Consider the following 17220-nt stretch of genomic DNA (forward strand, 5'->3'; position numbering starts at 1 on the left):
AACGCTTGCGCTTCCGAACCCGACGAATGACACTACCCATCTACGGCTCCTTTCGTCTGCGCCTGATGGACGCTTCGCAACGCCATCAAAGCACAGAGGTTGGAGCCGTTTCAATTTCCAACTAAGAATCGCACACCTTCAGTAGAGTTCCTCTAGGGTGAACGGAATGGAATACCTTGCGGCATTGAGCGACCGATAGACCTCGAGCTGCTCGCGGTAAATGCCGCTGAAAGTTGGGTGCATATGCGTCTCCTTCGGGAATGCGTGGATGTTGCTCCGCGTGCCTGATCTTGAAGTTACAGCGTCTGCGGATATTCAACCATCCGCGGCGAGATCGGACAAGGAGGCGTAAGGGCTGGCGTCACTCTGACGAAGTCTTAGGCTCGAACTACGGGGGCTTCAACGCGAGGCAGCGTCCAGGTGGCTGGGAGCCCCACTCCGATACAGATTCCGCACACCAACACGAGACAGATCCTCTTGCCGCAGCGGCCTGCGGCTCGTACCAGAGCCGCAGGGGAAGGGCGATGCGGCCTGGCTCTAGGGGGAAGTATCCCCATTCGATCTGATTCGGCGGGACCAGGCCATCAGTGTCGCATACGCGAGTTGTAGCGGAGCACGGGTGATCGAGGGCTGCTGGGGAGGTGTGGCCTAACTGTGGCCTCAAAGGCGGCCTCACGTGGCCCCAACTGGCTACTGATGGCCACCCCGGACACAACAAAACCCACCGGTCTAAGCCGATGGGGTCGCAGCAACTAGTGGGGGCGGAAGTGGTTCGGCTCGGACAGCGATTCAAGTCCAGAATCAGCTTTCGAGACCGTCTGATTCAACCGCTCTCACACCTCTCCGCGGGTGATACTAAACGAGTTAGCCGCGGGAGCGCAAGAGGGAGGGTGTGGACCGAGGGGTGGACCGGGAGTCGATCAGAGATATGGACCGCCCTCACTTGCACCGCACGTCTCGGGCACGTACATTCCACCATCATGAAGAAAGCCCGTGCTCCTCGTCGGTGTATCGTGGCAGCTCAACTTCACGTGAAGAGGAGCCGGCGTAGATACCTGGCAGGCTGCACGCTGGAGACCGCTCCGCCTCCCAAACCGGCACAGGGGTGAGATGGCCAAGACTGACGGCCACAAGTGGGAGTTCAAGGCACGCTTCCGGCGCCACGCGTTCGGTTGGAAGTCCCAGCCTGCCATTCAGCGCGTGAAGCAGGCAGTCAGCGAAATCAGGAAGGTCTCACGCAGCGAGCCGGTGCTTGCCGGCGAGGGCGCGGTGATTCTCCTTGAGCGTCTCTCACCGGCGCTCGAGCAAATCGACAGCTCTTCAGGCGCGATCGGCACCGCGGTCAATAGGGCCATCCACGATTTGGTGCCGATCATCTCCGACGCTCCGGCCGATCCAGGAACGCGGGCAGACTGGCTCGAACGCCTGTGGGCGGCACACGAAGCTGACGACATCCCATACATCGAAGGCCTCACCGACTACTGGGGCGCGCTCTGCGCATCGGAGGAGGTCGCCTCGGATTGGGCCGACCGCCTGGTCGGCATCACAAGCATGGCGCTGAGCCCTGATCCGGATCTGCGCGGCCATTTCCACGGGATGACCGCGTGCTTCAGCGCGCTCTATCGTGCGGAGCGCTATGCGGAGATCGTCGACATACTGCAGGCAGACACAATCTGGCCGTACAAGCTCTGGGCGGTGAAGGCGCTCGCGGCCATGGGAAGGAAGTCGGAAGCCATCCGATACGCCGAGTCCTGCCGCGGACCGTGGACGCCCGATGGCTGGGTCGACGCGCTGTGCGAGGAGATCCTCCTCTCGTCCGGGGCTGTCGATGAGGCCTACACGCGATACGGCCTGCGGGCGAACCGCTCCGCGACGTACCTCGCCACATTCCGCGCTGTCGCCAGGAAGTACCCGCACAAGTCCGCAAGCGACCTTCTGGCGGACCTGGTGAACACGACTCCCGGGGATGAGGGCAAGTGGTTCGCGGCGGCAAAGGAGGCCGGACTGTACGACCAGGCCCTCGCCCTCGCGAGCCAGACTCCCTGCGACCCGAAGACGCTCACGCGCGCCGCGCGCGATCATGCCGAGAGCCAGCCGGCCTTCGCGGTCGGAGCCGGACTGCTGGCGCTCCATTGGCTGGTGCAGGGTTGCGGCTACGAGATCACGGGAGCGGACGTTTGGGCGGCGCTCTCGAGCACGATGAAGGCGGCGGGAAGAGCCGGCGCCGTCGCCGAAACCTGCACGCGGGTGCGGGAACTGGTCGCCGCCGAAGCCACCGGGGGGTTCGTCCGTGAGATCCTCGCCAGGGAGCTTGGCCTGTGAGGCAGCGCGCGATGGTCCACGTGGGCGGCCCCAAGGGAGCGGGCAAGACCACGTTCATCGAGGCGCTGCTCGGACGATCTCTCGAGGACGTCATCGCGGTACGCTGCATTCGGGACGATACGCTTCGCGGCCCGCGGGAGTCGGCTCCCAGATCCGATCCTGAGCTGTTGCGCTACAGGAGAGCGGGGGCGGCCGGCGCCGGGCGTTTCGGCTTTCCCCGGAGCGACTCCAATTTGGACGCCTTCTTCATGACGCTCCTCATGGAGGACTACTCGGAAGCCGTTGTGCTGGAGGGAGACAATCCACTCGAGTTCGTGGATCTCGTGGCATTCGTGGCGACTGGTCCCCACGATGGCGAGAGCTTGTTCGTGCGATGCAAGCGGGATCGCGCAGGCGAAGCGCACGCGAAGGCCGATGCGATGGAGAGGTTGCTTCGCAAGCCCGGTGGCGTCGCCGAACTCCTCGGTCAGATGCTCGGGCCGCCCTTCGTCGAGCTCGCACGGCGGAACCCGGCGATGCTCGAGGACGCGCGCAACAACCTCCTCGACACCATCGAAGCTGCTCGGAAGTCTCCTCCGCCCCACCCCACCGAGCATTGGGCGATCTCGGAACGCTTCGCGGGCATCGAGCACGCGCAACTCGTGGTGGTCAACATCTGCGACGACGCCGAGCGCACGCGGGGCGAGCGGCTCCTCGCGGACCTCGCGCAGCTTCGCAAGGACGAGTCGCTCTTCAGCGACATCCTGGGCTTTCGCGGCAGCAGGACTCCAGTGACGGCCGTGGTCGCGAACCTGGCCGACCCAGGCGACCCCGGTCGCAAGAAGGCAGTCGCGCGAGCCCGACGGGCGTTTCGAGCGAGGTTGCAGTAGGCGTGGAGCCACAAGGCGTGGAGCGCGCGTGGAGCGCGCACTTGCCCGGCACTTCCTGCTCGCGTACATTCCATTGTCATGAAGAGAGCCCATCCACGCCCCGCCCGACGGAAGGTGGCGAAGCGCCCCGTGCGCAGCGCCGACACGCGCACCGGGACCCCCTCCGCTGTCCTGCGCGCGAGCGCGACCCGCATTGAGGACACCGAGGCCTTCGCTACCTTGCGCTCGCTCGCGCATGGAAAGACCTTGGCAGTTCCCGAGTCCCTGCTGGTGAAGCACATCCTCCAGCTCACCCGGCAGGCGGACTGGCCCGTGCAGCGCGCGGCCATGGAAGCGCTCCTGCGGCGCTGCGCTTCGGTCAAGGACGACGAGTTGCGGATCGCCACGCGCCCCCGGGGCGGCGTCGTGCTCGGTCTGTATACGACCCGCCGGGCTCGGGGGACGGCTCGGCCCTACACGACTCTCCTTGATTCAATTGACCCGATTCGTGGGAGCTGCGACTGCCCGGACTTCCTGCGCAGCTCGCTCGCGCTATGCAAGCACTTGCTGGCGGTGATCGATTCGCTCGCAGCGCGGCCGAAACGGTTCGCGGGCCTGATGGTGATGTCCGCCGCGCGTCCCGCCGCCAACTCGCTGCGTCTGATATGGGACCCGGTCCGCCCGCTGACCGGCGAGGGAGACTGGCTGGCGCGCGTGCGTCTCATTGGACGGGATCGCAACCGGAGCGGTGCCCCGGCGCCTCCGGCGCGCCTCGCGCGATGGTTCAGGAGCGAAGGGGCTTCTACGTTCGTGCTTGCGGACCCCCATGCCGGCCAGCCCGAAGAGCGGGCGGCGCTGGTCGCTGAATTGCTGCCCTCGCTGGACCGTCCCTCCGCCGCCACGCGCGGGGGCCTCACGCTCCATGACCCCGCGCTTCGCGCGTTGCTCCGGGCCGAGCGCGAGCGTCTCGCCCACGTGACGGCCGACCGTAATGTCGGCGGCGAACTCAAGCGCCGCCTGCGGACGCTCAGGCGCAAGCTCTACCCCTATCAGCACGAGGGTGTGCAGCGCTTCCTTGCGACCGGGCGCCTGCTCCTGGCGGACGACATGGGGCTGGGAAAGACCGCCCAGGCCATTGCCGCCTGCCACGCGCTGTGGCACGCCGGCAGAGTGCGGCGCGGCTTGATCATAGCGCCGGCGAGCCTGAAGTCGCAGTGGCTTCGCGAGTGGCGCCTGTTCACGGACGCACCGGTAGAGATCGTGGAGGGGGGCCAGGAGCAGCGCCGTGAGTTCTACGACGCGCGCCGCGCGGGATTCCTCATTGCGAACTACGAGCAGGTCCTGCGGGACCTCGAGACGATGAACGCCTGGGCTCCCGAGATCGTCGTTCTCGACGAGGCGCAGCGCATCAAGAACTGGGCGACCAGGACCGCCGCCTGCGTGAAGAGGCTGCGACCGCACTACCGGCTGGTGCTCACCGGAACGCCGATGGAGAACCGGTTGGAGGAGTTGGCTTCGATCTTCGAATGGGTGGACGATCACGCACTCGAGCCCAAGTGGAGGCTCGCTCCCCTGCACTCGGTCTACGGTGACGGCTCGAAGGAGGCGAGCGGCGCGCGCAACCTCGACACGCTGCGCACGCGCCTCGCTCCGTGCATGCTGCGACGGCTGCGGCGCGACGTCCTGAAGCAGCTCCCGCCACGCACCGACACAGTGGTTCCGGTCGAGCTCACCGAAGAGCAGCGCGAGGCGCACGACGACCTCAGCCAGCCGATCGCGCGCCTGGCGGCTACTGCACAGCGCCGGCCGCTCACGCAGCCGGAGTTCCTGCGGCTGATGAGCCTGCTGGCGACGCAGCGCATGATCGCGAACGGCATGGCGCAGACCCAGTTCACTCAGATGTGGCCGAGAATCGCGCGCGTCACGCGCCCAGACGCAGCGCTCTTGAGGAGCCTGTGCAGCCCTAAACTCCTCGAGCTCCGCGAGATCGTGGATCAAGTCGCCGTACAGCAGGAACGCAAGGTGGTCGTGTTCAGCCAGTGGCGGCGCATGCTGACTCTCGCTCACTGGGTGACGCGCCCGCTGCTGGCCGACCACGGGCTCCGGGCCGTGTTCTTCACCGGCGAGGAGCGGCTGAATCACCGCACCAGGAACCTCGTGGGCTTTCATGATGACCCGATGACTCGCATTCTCTTCGCCACCGACGCCGGCGGCGTCGGGCTCAACCTGCAGCGGGCGGCGAGCTGCTGCGTGAATCTGGAGCTACCCTGGAACCCGGCCGTGCTCGAGCAGCGCGTCGGGCGCATTCACCGGCTGGGTCAGCCCCTGCCGATCGAGGTGTACAACCTGGTGAGCCAGGATTGCATCGAGTCGCGGATCGCCTCGCTGGTCTCGGACAAGCGGGCACTGTTTCAAGGCCTCTTCGACGGCGGAAGCGACGAGATACGGTTCGAGCGCTCGGGCTCATTCCTCTCGACGATCGAGCGCATCGTCGAAGCCTCGCCCGCCCCCGATCCGCAGGAGGCCAACGAGTCCGCCGCGGACGCCCCGGAGGCCAGCGAGCGCGAGATCGAGGCGGTCGTGTCGGCCGCTGACGAGTCCGGCGACGTCTTGCGGGGCCCAGTGATCCCGGCCGACCGCGTCCCATCCGCTGCCCCCACCGGCGAGGTCCTGCCGGCGGCGGAGATCCGGCGTCTCTTCACCCAGCTTGAGATCAGTCAGACTGAGCAGGGCAGGCTCCGCATCGAGGCCTCTCCGGATGCCGCCGCCAGCTTGGTCGCGCTCTTCGAAGGGCTGGCGGGGCTTCTGCGGGTGAAGTCCACCGAGGGGTGAGTCCGGTGCAGTGTGAGATGGCCAAGACCGGTAGCCACAAGTGGGAGTTCAAGGCGCGCTTCCGGCGCCACGCGTTCGGTTGGAAGTCATGACCTGCCATCCAGCGCGTGAAGCAGGCAGTCAGCGAAATCAAGAAGGCCGCACGCAGCGAGCCGGCACTCGCCGCCGAGGGCGCAGTGATTCTCCTCGAGCGCCTCTCTCCCGCGCTTGAGCAAGTTGACAGTTCCTCGGGTGCGATCGGTACCGCGGTCAACAGCGCGATCCGCGACCTGGTACCGATCATCGCCGATGCCCCGGCCGATCCAACAATGCGAGCAGACTGGCTCGATCGTCTGTGGGCGGCGCACGAAGCCGATGAGATCCCGTACATCGAGTGTCTCACCGACCATTGGGGCGAGCTCTGCGCGTCCAAGGAGGCCGGGCCCTACGACCAGGTCCTCGACCTCGCAGGCCGGACTCCCTGCGACCCGAAGACGCTCACACGCGCGGCGCGCGATCATGCCAAACAGCATCCTGACTTCGCGATCGGCGCTGGACTGCTGGCACTCCATTCGCTCGTGCAGGGCTACGGCTACGAGATTACGGGAGCCGACGTCTGGGCAGCATTCTCGAGCACGATGACGCGCTCCGCCGCTGGCAGGAGTCCGCTCCCAGGTCCGATCCGGAGCTGCGGCGCTGCAAAAGAGCGGGGGCTGCGTGCCATGATCGGCGGGTGATCCCGACGGCGTGGAGACCTGCGCGGTGGCGTGTGGGATGTGGGCGGCTTGAAACGCAGCTCCTGCATGAGCACGCAGGCCGCGGCGGTCTGGCCGACGAGGCTAGAATGCCCTTCCCACGTTCACCCGGATGCTGCGGCCATCCTGTTCGATGGTGTCCTGAACGTGCTGGGCTCCGCCGGGGACAGAGTAGCGTTCGTCAAATAGGTTGTAGACGGAGGCGGAGAAGCTCAGGCCCTTGAACAGGTCCCGTCCGGACAACGTGAGGTTCATGAGCCAATACGGAGGAGATTCCTTCCCGGTGAGGGTCTGAGCGGTGCTTGAAGTCTGGACTTCCACTCCGGCGGTCACCTCGCCGGCAAGCGGAAGGACGAGGTTGAGCTTGCCCAGGCGAGCGGGGGAGTTGTCGAGCCGGCGACCAGTCCGCGAGTCCTCGGTCCGCTGAAGAGCCAGGCTGGCGCTTCCTCTCAGACCGGAGGCCGCAGCACCTCTCAGTTCAAACTCGAATCCCCGCGCCCGCGCCATGTCCAGGTTTTCGCTGTACTCCAGGCCGGTCTCGGGATCCGTGGCCTGGTTGACCAGGTCGTCGATTCGACTGGTGTAGGCGGAGGCCGTGAGGGAGAAGGTGTTCCTGATCCTCTGCTCCACGACGAATTCCGTCGTCCGGATCTTCTCCGGTCTCAGCGACGGATTGGCTCGCGTCGATGGATCCTCCACGTAGGTCTCAAAGAGATTAGGGGCCCGGTAGGCCTCTCCGTGGAGGAGCTTGACCCGGAGTCCTTCCCGGAGCCGGACCACGAGCGCTCCACGGGGATTGAGGATGCTCCCGAACGGGTCACAGTGGTCCTGGCGCAGCCCGATGAGAAGCGTGACAGCGGCGACCGGGGTCCATTCATCCTGGCCGAACACCCCCCAGTGGCTGCTGCGATGGTGCAGGTCGGAGTACAGCGCGTACGGGGACGAGTCGTAGTTCAGGGCGTCCTGGTTGAAGTTCCTGCGAAACTCCGCCCCCACGGTCAGCCGGTGACGTTCCGAGACCGCGTGTCCCAGCTGGAACTCGGCGCCGAGCCACTGGCCCAGGACGTCGTCCGTGTTGAGAGCCACGTCGCTCGGCCCGGCAGTGAAGTTGTCACCCACTGGGTAGGTGCCGTCGTACCTGTAGCGATTGAAGTTCACCCGCGCCAGGACCGTCAGACCGCGAGAGTCCTGGTGTTCGAGCTTCAAGTCCACGTAGCCAAGCGCGTCCACCGTCTGTTCCCGTGAATCGCTGAAGTAGGAATCGTACGATGCCGTGGGGACACCCTTCTTGCGCGACCCGTAGGCGACCTGCAGGGACAGGTCCCGCCAGGTCAGGGATGCAAACAGCTGGTGCGAGCGCTCGTAGTCGAGCCCGATGGCCCGACCGTGATTGAGGTGCGGCAGATCGAACTCGGGGAAGTACAGTGACCCGGGACCGTCGCTCTCGAACAGCGAGCCGGACAACACCAGGTCGACTCCGCTGGAGAAGGATCGCCCGTACCGGATCAGGCCACCGCGAGTACCGTGACTACCCGCGTCGACCGAAACCCGGGCGCCGTTCAGCCCCGCCCCGTGCTTCGTCACCACGTTGATCACGCCGAAGAAGGCGTTGCTGCCGAAGAGCGACGAACCCGGGCCACGCACGATCTCGACACGCTCGATCAGGTCGACCGCGATCAGGAAATCGTTGCCCAGGTAGCTGCTGTCGTAGATGTTCTCGGTCACCCGGTGACCGTCCACCAGCACGAGCACGCGGCTGTTCACGTCGCCCGGCCTGCTGAACCCCCGCAGGCCGACGGCGGAGTAGTTGCGATCATAGGTGATGTAGACCCCACGCACGCTGCGCAACGCTTCGGCGAGGCTCCGGTAGCCGAACTTTCGGAAATCGTCGGCCGTGATGATGCTCACCGAGGCGGGGGCCTCGGCCGGGCTCTGTTCGCAGCGGGAGGCGGCGTAGACGGGAATGGCGGCGAGTTCCTCCAGACTCATTTCGGTGTAGTCGGACGGAGCGGCGGACCGGCCCGCCGGGGCAAGCGCCGTCACCAGGGCGAGCAACAGGGCCGGCGCAACCGGCCAGCCGGATGGATAAGCGCGCATGGTCATGTTCCTCCGATCCGCCGGCTACTCGCCGGCGCCCTCTCGTTGGAGGACTCTCTCGGCAACGCCAACCAGCTTGGAATCCAGGACCAGTCCGCACTTCCGCACCGGGGCGAGGTTGATCTCGAATCTGACGCGGTCGGAACTCATGAGGAAGTTCACCATTCCACCCCGTGCGAGGAAGCGGTCCTCCTCCCCCACGAGCAGGACGTGACGTCCGGCCAGCTCATTCGCCACTTCGGGCGCCTTTCGGCGGCTCGCGGCCCGGAGGAACAGCACGTGGCAGTTCGGGATCTTCCCGGAGTCGGGTATGTGGCGAACCTCGACGTGGCGGCCACCCGCGGGCTTGTTCGCCAGGACGGAAGCGAACAGTGCGGCCATGGACTGGTCCCCGGCGATCCCGATCACGAGCGGCGACAGCTCGTGCTCGAACGCATCCCGGGGCCACTCCACGAACCTGGTGAAGTTGTACAGGAAGCCAATCTTCACCTCGGTCTCACTCAGCACGGGGGCGGCCCATGCCGTTGCGGTCGCCAGGGTCAGGGCGATCGTGGCAAGGAAGGCGATACGCGCACCCAGGGGGCGGTGGGTCGAGTGCAAGAGTGCTGCCTCTTTGATCACCTGTGGGATCGGCGACCGGCTCCGTTGGCTGGCAGTGGGCGGCGGCATCCGGCCATCCGGAGGACGCAGGGGATCTGCGTACTGATTCTCATGATCGGCTACATCATGGGGGAACCTTACCTCCAAAGCACCTGATGGGATCCCCGGGCATTCAATCACGCCGATTCCGCCGGGCGATCCGCTGGAGTTCGGGGAATGAAGCGAGGACGGCATGTTTTGCTCGCGGACCCTCATAGCGAAGCCCCCCGGAGCTGACACTCCGGGGGGCTTCGTCTGAAGCGTCTCGGACTACCGTCGGCTGCCGAGCAGGCGGCGGGCAATCCACCTCGGCGAACCGATCCTGGGGGCGCCGAACGATACGTACGTGCCGCTGAACGTGCCCTCCGTGATGCTGACCGGGCTGCCGGCCCCGCCCGGGACGCCGTTGAACTGGAACGTCCCGGCAAGGGTCTTCGCCGAGCTGTTCAGGCTGGTGATGGTGATCTGCGTGGACTCGTCCCCGAAGTACGCTGCCTCGCCCTGGGTGAAGTCCGCGTTGGCACCGGTGAGCGTCGTGTAGGTCGTTGCTGTGATCGGCGAGGCCGAGTTGATCGACAGGCCGAGGGTACTCGCGTCCGATGCCCTGTCGGCGAACAACTGAAGGAAGTTGACGCCGCCCGCAGAGACGAGCGTGCCCCCCGCCCCGGTGCCGGTCCAGGAGACGCCGTTCACTTTGCAGCTCAAGGTCAGGCTCCCTCCTCCTCCCGTGGACACCCTGCCACAGTTGGTGGTATCGGAGCTGATCTTGGTGAGGTGCGCCCCCGTGATGGTGCAGTAGCCCTGCAGCCCGGAGCAGTTGCCGGCATAGCTCACGTTGGTGGTGATCACGGCGGAAATCGCATTCGGGGCGATCGTCTCCTTGATCACGAGGTTGATCGTGGTGGTGCAGCCCGCGTTGGTGGCGGCGCCGCTGCACTCCTCCTGGAACTCGGAGCTGGTGCACTTGGTCACCGCACAGCTCATGGTGAACGTGCTGTCTCCCACGGGCGAGCTGTCCGGAGTGCCGCCCCCGTTGGGGTAGTTCTCGCAGAACACCACGGTGTCGCGGTAGACAGTCTGCAGCACCCCGGCGCAGGTGTAGATGGAGTCCACCATCAACCAGGTCCCGAAGTAGGACGATCCGCTGGTGGGCTGGCAGGTGACGGAGGCAACCCCCGCCCCGCTCGCCGCGACGGACCCGCACGTTCCGCCCACGTTGATGGTGCAATTCTGCACCGCGACGCTGGTGGGAGCGTAGCGCACGGTGATGGTCGCCGCCTGCCCCGGACTGAGGTTGTAGGCGGCGGATCCCACGATGCTGAAGTTGGCGCAGGAGAGCGAGACCGTGCCCGACATCGCTGCGCCACCGTTGTTGGTGATGGTGAATGTGCGGTCCGAAGTCTGCCCCACGGTGACCGAGCCGAAGTTCAGGGCGGTGGGAAGAACCGCGCACACCACCGCGCTCACGCCGGTGCCGGTCGCGCTTACCGAACTGCAACCCGTGGTGACGGTGCAGCTCTGGACCCCCGAGCCCTGGGGCCGTCCGATCCAGCGGCGCAACTGCTTCAGGAACTGCGGCTCCACGGGCTTCCCGGCAGATGTGGGCGCGAACCGGATGGTGAAGATCTTGTTGAGCCCGGCGCCCAAACTGTAGGTGGCGTCTCCCACCACGCTGAATCCCGAACAGCCGCTGGTGGCCACGGTGCCCGTGAGCGTTCCACCACCGGTGTTCGTGATGGTGAAGGTCCTGTCCGCCGTCTGCCCCACGGTCACCGATCCGAAGTTCAGCGTGGCGGTGCTCACCTGGCACACAGGCGCAAGCTGACCCGTGCCGGTCGCGCCCACGCTCGAACAGCCCGCTCCGGCGTTGATGTTGCAGTTCTGGGCCCCCGCGCCGGTGGGCGCGTAACGCACCGTGAAGGTCTTCGACTGGCTGCCGGAGAGGCTGTAGGTGGCGTCACCCACGATGCTGAATCCGGCGCACCCCCCGGTGGAAACGGTCCCGGAAAGCGTGCCGCCCCCCGTGTTCGTCAGCGTGAACGTCTTGTCCGAGGTCTGCCCCACGGTCACCGCTCCGAATGCCAGCGACGTGGGATTGACCTGGCAGGCCGAGGCTGCGATTCCGGTGCCGCTGGCATTGATCGTTCCGCACCCGGTCGCCACCGTGCACGACTGGAGCCGGGCATCGAGCAGGCGCACCCCGCGCCGTTCCCGGAATTGCGCCTTCGCCGGCTCGCCCTCCGACGTCGGGGCAAACCGGACGGTGAACGTCTTCGACTGCGACGCGGTCAGGCTGTAGCTGGCATCCCCCACCAGGCTGAATCCGCCGCACTCGCTCAAGGAGACCGTCCCGGTCAGCGTTCCACCCCCGGAATTCGTGATGCTGAAGATCTTGTCCGACGTGTGTCCCACCGTCACCGAACCGAAGTCCAGGGACGCGGTGCTCACCTGGCACGCCGGTGCGGGCTGGCCCGTACCGGTGGCGTTCACCGGCGAACAACCCGTGCCCGGATTGATGCTGCAGTTCTGGGGGCCCGCGCCCGTGGGCGCATAGCGGACGGTGACGGTCTTGGCCTGGTTCGTCGCGAGGCTGTAGCTCGCGTCACCCACCACGGTGAAGCCGGGGCAGCCGGTGGCGGTGACTGTACCGGTGAGCGTCCCGCCTCCCACGTTGGTGATCGTGAAGGTCAGGTCCGAGGTCTGACCGACCGTGACGGTCGGGAAGGTCAGCGTCGCCGGCGACACGGTGCACACCGGCGTCGCGGAGATCGCCCCCGTTCCCGTGACGTGGATGGAGTCGCAGCCGGTGTAGACGGAGCAGAGCTTGACCCCGACCGCGGTCGGAGCGAAGCGCACCGTGAACCGGGCGGAATCACCCGCACCGAGACCGTAGCTGCCGGAGCCCACCAGGCTGTACTGGCTGCACGCCACGCTGACGGTGCCACTCAGCGTGCCTCCGCCGGTGTTCTTCACCGTGATGGTACGATCCGCGGTCGTCCCGACCGAGACGGTGCCGAAATCGAGGCTCGCCGGGGAAGTCGCGCAAACCGGGGGATTGGTGACGGTGCTGGACTTGCACGATCCGAGGAACGGAATCGCGGCGATGGCGCCCAGCAGCAACAGCGCAGGCAGTTTTCGAGTCAGCACTGGTGTTCTCCAAGGTTTGAGATGAGACGCACGGGCTACGTCTGGGAGGAGGTCTCTCAGAAGCAACCTTGGAACGTGAAGCGGGTCGAAGAGGGCTCGCGCCGGAGTACCGGCAGTTGGAACTGGCGGCGGCCACAGCCCGGCAACGCGACCCACTCAGGGAAACTCGGCACTGCTTCGTGGCGATAGATGAAGGCGGCCAGGTGGGAATCGGCAGGATGGCGACTTGGTCCGGCGGTGCGGCAGGACCCGCGCCATCCAGAAGCCGATAATGTATGTAAACTACGGAGAACTATTGCGTAGGAATACTGAACCTGCGGGGAGAGATTCGCAAGCCCAGAATCATCACCGATCCCGGTGGAATCGCAACCCGTACGGATGCCATCGCCAAACCCGCCTCCCGGCCATCGCATAAAAACGCTGTCCACTCAGGAGAGCTGGGAGCGGTTCCGAGATGGGATTCTCATGCCGCGGATGCAGCAGGGCATCCAGGGCGGATTCGCCTCGCCGCCCGCGCTCCTCGCACCGCTTACCGCGTCTTGCGCCGTTCCTCGATCAGCACCGTGGCGGACTCGGTCCCCAGGGTAAAGGCGGCCTTCACCTTCCCCTCGACCACCACTTCCGCTCCCTCCCGAGGCGCGCCACTGCTTCCACTCACCACCGCAATGCTGCCCGTTCCGTCATCGATCTTGTAGGCGCCGACACCGAGCAGCCCGGCGGAGGAGGTTACCCGGCCCGCGATCCGCACGGACTCGGTGGTGTACTGCGAAGGATCGTCGAGCACGGACTTGATGGAAGTCACTCCCTGGCATCCCGCCAGGCAGGAACCTGCGGCCAGGATGAGGACCGTGAGGCAGGTCCGGAGGAAGGAGTTGCGAGTCGCGGTCATGATGAGCTCCGTGGTTGGTGTTGAGTCGCCGCAGGGCGGGGGTCGGAAAGACCGGGGGTCAGGGACTATGATGGGGGAGCCCGGCCTGCCCGGTCAAACGTCCGGGCAGGCCGAAGGGCGCTCGGCCCGTGTGGGAAACGCCGGACACAGTTTGTGAATGATATCACAATACCGGAACATCGCCGCCTCATTACCTCCTTGTCTGTGCTATTCTTGATATTCACACTGATCCCCAGTCTCTGCCTCTGGCCTGGCCGAGGGGACGCATCATGGGCCGTCAACCACACGTCGTGGACCCTTCGAGCGGATCGCCACGGTCCCGCGCGCACGGACCGTTCCCAGCGGGCCCGGCCCGCTCTCCGAGGGCCTCGGCGGCCCTTGGCTTGATCGCCCTCCCCCTTTTCCTCTTCCTTCTGGCCGCTTCCGCGGCCCCGCCTGGTGCCTTCGCGGGCGCGCTGACCCTCTCCCGCTGGACGGTGGATGGCGGCGGATCCGGATTCGTCGCCAGTGGGCCCTTCATCCTGGGCGGGACCATCGGGCAGCCGGATGCCGGCACGGTGGCCCGGCTCGCGTACTCCCTGACGGGCGGCTTCTGGGGCCCCGGCTCGGCCGTCATTGTCGGTGTCGGCGACGAACCGCCGGTCACTCCGCCGGAGCTGCCTCGCGTGGCCCGCGTGCTCCCACCTGCCCCCAACCCACTTCAACTCCGCACGCGACTCGCGCTCGAGCTACCCAGGGAGCTGGCGGTGACCGTCGAGGTCTTCGATCTCTCCGGCGCACGGCTGAAGATCCTGCATTCCGGACGCATGCCCGCCGGGCGCCACGCGCTCGAATGGGACGCCCGGGACTCCTCGGGGCGCCGCGTCAGCGCGGGGCTCTACTTCGTGCGCGCCCGGCTCGGGGCGTTGGAGCGCTCCCAGAAACTCATCGTATTGCATTGAAGCGGCCTCCACGGAGGGGCCTCGTTCCCAGGAGGAGGACTGACGCCGATGAATACCCGGACCATCCGTCGCTGCGCGGGTGCCGCCGCCGCGCCCGCACTTCTCGTCGCGCTCTTGTTCTGGGCGGGGCTCCCCTCCCGGGCCGGAGCCGCGCCCGTGGGCTCTTCGTTCACCTACCAGGGCAGCCTCAATGACGGCGGCTCGCCCGCCACGGGAGCCTACGACTTCCAGTTCAGCCTCTTCGACGCCGCGAGCGCGGGAACCAATCTCGCGGGCACCCTCACGCTGGACGATGTGGCAGTCACCAGCGGGGTGTTCTCGGTGGATCTTGACTTCGGTTCCGCGTCCTTCTCGGGAGAGGCGCGCTGGCTGGAGTTGCAGGTGCGGCCCGGGGCCTCGACGGGGCTCTACACCACGCTGCCGCGCCAGCAACTGCGCCCCACGCCGTTCGCGCTCGGGCTCAGCCTGCCGTGCTCACAAGTGCTGAACAGCGCGCTCATCACCTTCCGCATCGAGAACACCGGCAGCGGGGGCGGGGCCGAGTTTGTCGCCGGGGGAACCGGCCTCAACTACGGAGTGGTGGGACGCAACACGGGGACCGGGTTCAACTCTGCTGGAGTCCGGGGCATCGCAGATGCCGCCTCCGGAAACGTCGTGGGTGTGGAGGGTCGCGCCGTGAACAGCCCCATCGGCACGGGGCTCCTGGGGGTGGGCAGCGCCACCGGCGCCTACATCACGGGCACCGGGGCCGGGTCCACGGGTGTCTACGCCTATGGCGACGGCCTGGGCCTGAGGGCGGAAAACACCGGGACGGCGACCGCGGTCTACGCGGTGGGCAAGGGGCAGACGGCCTCGAACGCCACGCTGCGCGTGCACAACACCAACGCGGTCCAGGGCATGGCCGCGTTCCTCACCAACAGCAGCGACTACGCCACGGCGCACTTCCGAAACCAGGGAACCGGGCAGGTGCTGTGGCTCGAAAACACCGGCGGCGGGAACTTCATCAGCGCCACCAACGGTGGCGACCTGGAGTTCTGGGTGGACAACACCGGTGTGACGCACACGAAGGTGCTCGAGATCCTCGGAGGGGCGGACCTCTCGGAGCGCTTCGACATCCAGGGGGAGGACGCCCTCGAGCCCGGCACGGTCGTGAGCATCGATCCGGCGCACGAGGGCCTGCTCCTCGCGAGCACCCAGCCGTACGACCGGCGGGTGGCGGGGATCCTGAGTGGCGCCGGAGGCGTGAAGACCGGCATGCTCATGGGGCAGCGCGGCTCGGCGGCGGACGGCGCGCACGCGGTGGCGCTGACCGGCAGGGTCTACTGCCTTGCCACCACCGAGAACGGGCCCATCACCCCGGGGGACCTGCTCACCACCTCCAGCGTCCCGGGCCACGCGATGCGTGCGGACGACCCGGCGAGATCGCATGGAGCCATCCTGGGCAAGGCGATGGGATCGCTCGCGAGCGGCCGTGGCCTGGTCCTGGTGCTGGTGGGGCTGCAGTGATGGCGGCGCGCGGCGCGCGGCGGACCGCAGCGCGCTGGCTGGTTATGGGGACGCTGGCGCTTGCCCTGCTCGGCGTGCGGGCAACTCCCGGCGGGGCCAGCGCCACCATCGACGTTCATTTCAGCGTCAAGGTGATCCGCGACCCGGCGACGGGCAACCGCCCCCCGGTGGACGACACGCTGCAGACCAACCTGCTGACCGACAACATGATCGCGTCGATGTTCTACACCGCCAACGAGGTGCTGCTCAAGCAGTACTGGCGCGGGTATCGCTTCGTGCTGGACGAGATCGTGGACGTGGGCTGGCCGTGCGTCAGCTGCCCGGGCACCAACCCCAGCATGTGGTACGGTGCGACCTATGATTCCCCGACGATGAAAGACCTGGAGAACACCGCAATGGCCAACGCGGTGTCCTTCATATGGCGCCCCAACCAGGTGAACATCTACATCAACATGGGCAAGGGGGACGGGGCCGCGGCGTCGTTTCCGCCCCCCGACTTGCGCTCGAACCACGTCGTGGTGGCGGGCGCGAGAATCTTCGACCCCCAGTACGCGGCCACCTTCCCCGGTGCGATCCTGGTGCACGAGATGGGGCACTACTTCAGCCTTCCGCACCCCAACGGGTCCATCGACACCTGCTGCGTGGCGTCCCTGTGCATCACCGACGGGGACCAGATTGACGACACGCTTCCCGACGGCCCCTGCTTCACCCTGAACCAGCTCTCGCTGTTCCGCTACGGGCAGGCATTCGTGCTGGTGAACGCCGCGAAGCAGGACTCGCTGCTCAACGTCTTCTGGAACAACATGGCCTACATGCACATTCACGATGGGCAGGTGTTCGGGCAGACGCTTCTGGACCGCATGACCGAGCTCCAGCTCGACCGGTGGGCCGACAGCGCGCGCACCATCCGCCGGCCCGTGTGCAGCGGCCGGACCTTCTTCGTGGCCACCGACGGCAACCTGTTCGGTTCCGGGACCGGCGTGAACCCGTACCTGAACGTCAGCACCGGGATCGCCGCGTGCGATCCGGCCGGCGGGGACGTGGTGATGATTCGCCCCGGCAACTACCACCAGAACCTCACCATCACCAAGAAGGTGACGCTGCGGGCGACGCGAGAAGGAGTGGTCAGAATCGCGTTCTGAATCGCACCTTCACGCAGACGTCGGTCCCCGGGTCGCCCGCGCCAGTCCCCACGGCGAGCCGAGTGCCCCGCCCGGGGCAAGGGCCTTCACGAGATTGCTGATATAGTGTGCGGCCCCGAGACC

Annotated in this window: 11 protein-coding genes; 7 read left to right on the plus strand and 4 right to left on the minus strand. The window is 66.7% G+C overall.

The genetic code is table 11. The annotated features are described in order from the left end of the window. The first annotated feature begins 1110 nt into the window (after positions 1–1110). The 4 genes from HZB25_02950 (at position 1111) to HZB25_02965 (ending at position 6718) form a co-directional block, all read left to right on the plus strand. The gene (locus HZB25_02950) at positions 1111–2322 is read left to right on the plus strand and encodes a hypothetical protein (GenBank protein MBI5836183.1); all 1212 of its coding nucleotides are present in this window, start codon (positions 1111–1113) and stop codon (positions 2320–2322) included. Positions 2323–2333: 11 nt separating this feature from the next. After that, positions 2334–3191, plus strand: coding sequence for a hypothetical protein (locus HZB25_02955; GenBank protein ID MBI5836184.1), 858 nt, complete (start codon positions 2334–2336; stop codon positions 3189–3191). Positions 3192–3320: 129 nt separating this feature from the next. Next, positions 3321–6002 (plus strand): DEAD/DEAH box helicase, encoded by a 2682-nt coding sequence (locus tag HZB25_02960; protein ID MBI5836185.1) that lies wholly within the window; start codon positions 3321–3323, stop codon positions 6000–6002. Between the two features lie 107 nt (positions 6003–6109). After that, positions 6110–6718 (plus strand): hypothetical protein, encoded by a 609-nt coding sequence (locus tag HZB25_02965; protein MBI5836186.1) that lies wholly within the window; start codon positions 6110–6112, stop codon positions 6716–6718. Positions 6719–6820: 102 nt separating this feature from the next. On the opposite strand, the gene HZB25_02970 is transcribed toward HZB25_02965, so the two are convergent. The 4 genes from HZB25_02970 to HZB25_02985 form a co-directional block, all read right to left on the minus strand. After that, on the minus strand, positions 6821–8839 hold the full coding sequence (locus HZB25_02970; GenBank protein MBI5836187.1) for a TonB-dependent receptor: 2019 nt from the start codon (positions 8837–8839) through the stop codon (positions 6821–6823). An 18-nt stretch (positions 8840–8857) separates the two neighbouring features. Continuing rightward, positions 8858–9322, minus strand: a complete 465-nt coding sequence (locus HZB25_02975; protein ID MBI5836188.1) for a YfiR family protein — start codon at positions 9320–9322, stop codon at positions 8858–8860. Between the two features lie 420 nt (positions 9323–9742). After that, a complete protein-coding gene (locus HZB25_02980) occupies positions 9743–12619 on the minus strand; it encodes a choice-of-anchor D domain-containing protein (protein MBI5836189.1) in 2877 nt (958 codons plus the stop codon). A gap of 529 nt (positions 12620–13148) precedes the next feature. Further along, on the minus strand, positions 13149–13508 hold the full coding sequence (locus HZB25_02985; GenBank protein MBI5836190.1) for an OB-fold nucleic acid binding domain-containing protein: 360 nt from the start codon (positions 13506–13508) through the stop codon (positions 13149–13151). 383 nt (positions 13509–13891) lie between these two features. Here HZB25_02985 and HZB25_02990 point away from each other — a divergent pair, with 383 nt between their 5' ends. From HZB25_02990 to HZB25_03000, 3 genes are read left to right on the plus strand one after another with little or no spacing between them, the layout of a single operon-like run. Further along, the gene (locus HZB25_02990; GenBank protein ID MBI5836191.1) at positions 13892–14449 is read left to right on the plus strand and encodes a hypothetical protein; all 558 of its coding nucleotides are present in this window, start codon (positions 13892–13894) and stop codon (positions 14447–14449) included. Positions 14450–14497: 48 nt separating this feature from the next. Continuing rightward, positions 14498–15955: a hypothetical protein gene (locus tag HZB25_02995; GenBank protein ID MBI5836192.1), complete on the plus strand. Its 1458-nt coding sequence runs from the start codon at positions 14498–14500 to the stop codon at positions 15953–15955. Next, entirely contained in the window at positions 15955–17097 is a 1143-nt protein-coding gene (locus HZB25_03000) for a hypothetical protein (protein ID MBI5836193.1), read from the plus strand. Before HZB25_02995 ends, HZB25_03000 begins: the two co-directional genes overlap by 1 nt. The last annotated feature ends 123 nt before the right edge of the window (positions 17098–17220 follow it).

It is taken from the genome of Candidatus Eisenbacteria bacterium (assembly GCA_016235265.1).
In the GTDB taxonomy this organism is placed as follows: Bacteria; Eisenbacteria; RBG-16-71-46; order RBG-16-71-46; family JACRLI01; genus JACRLI01.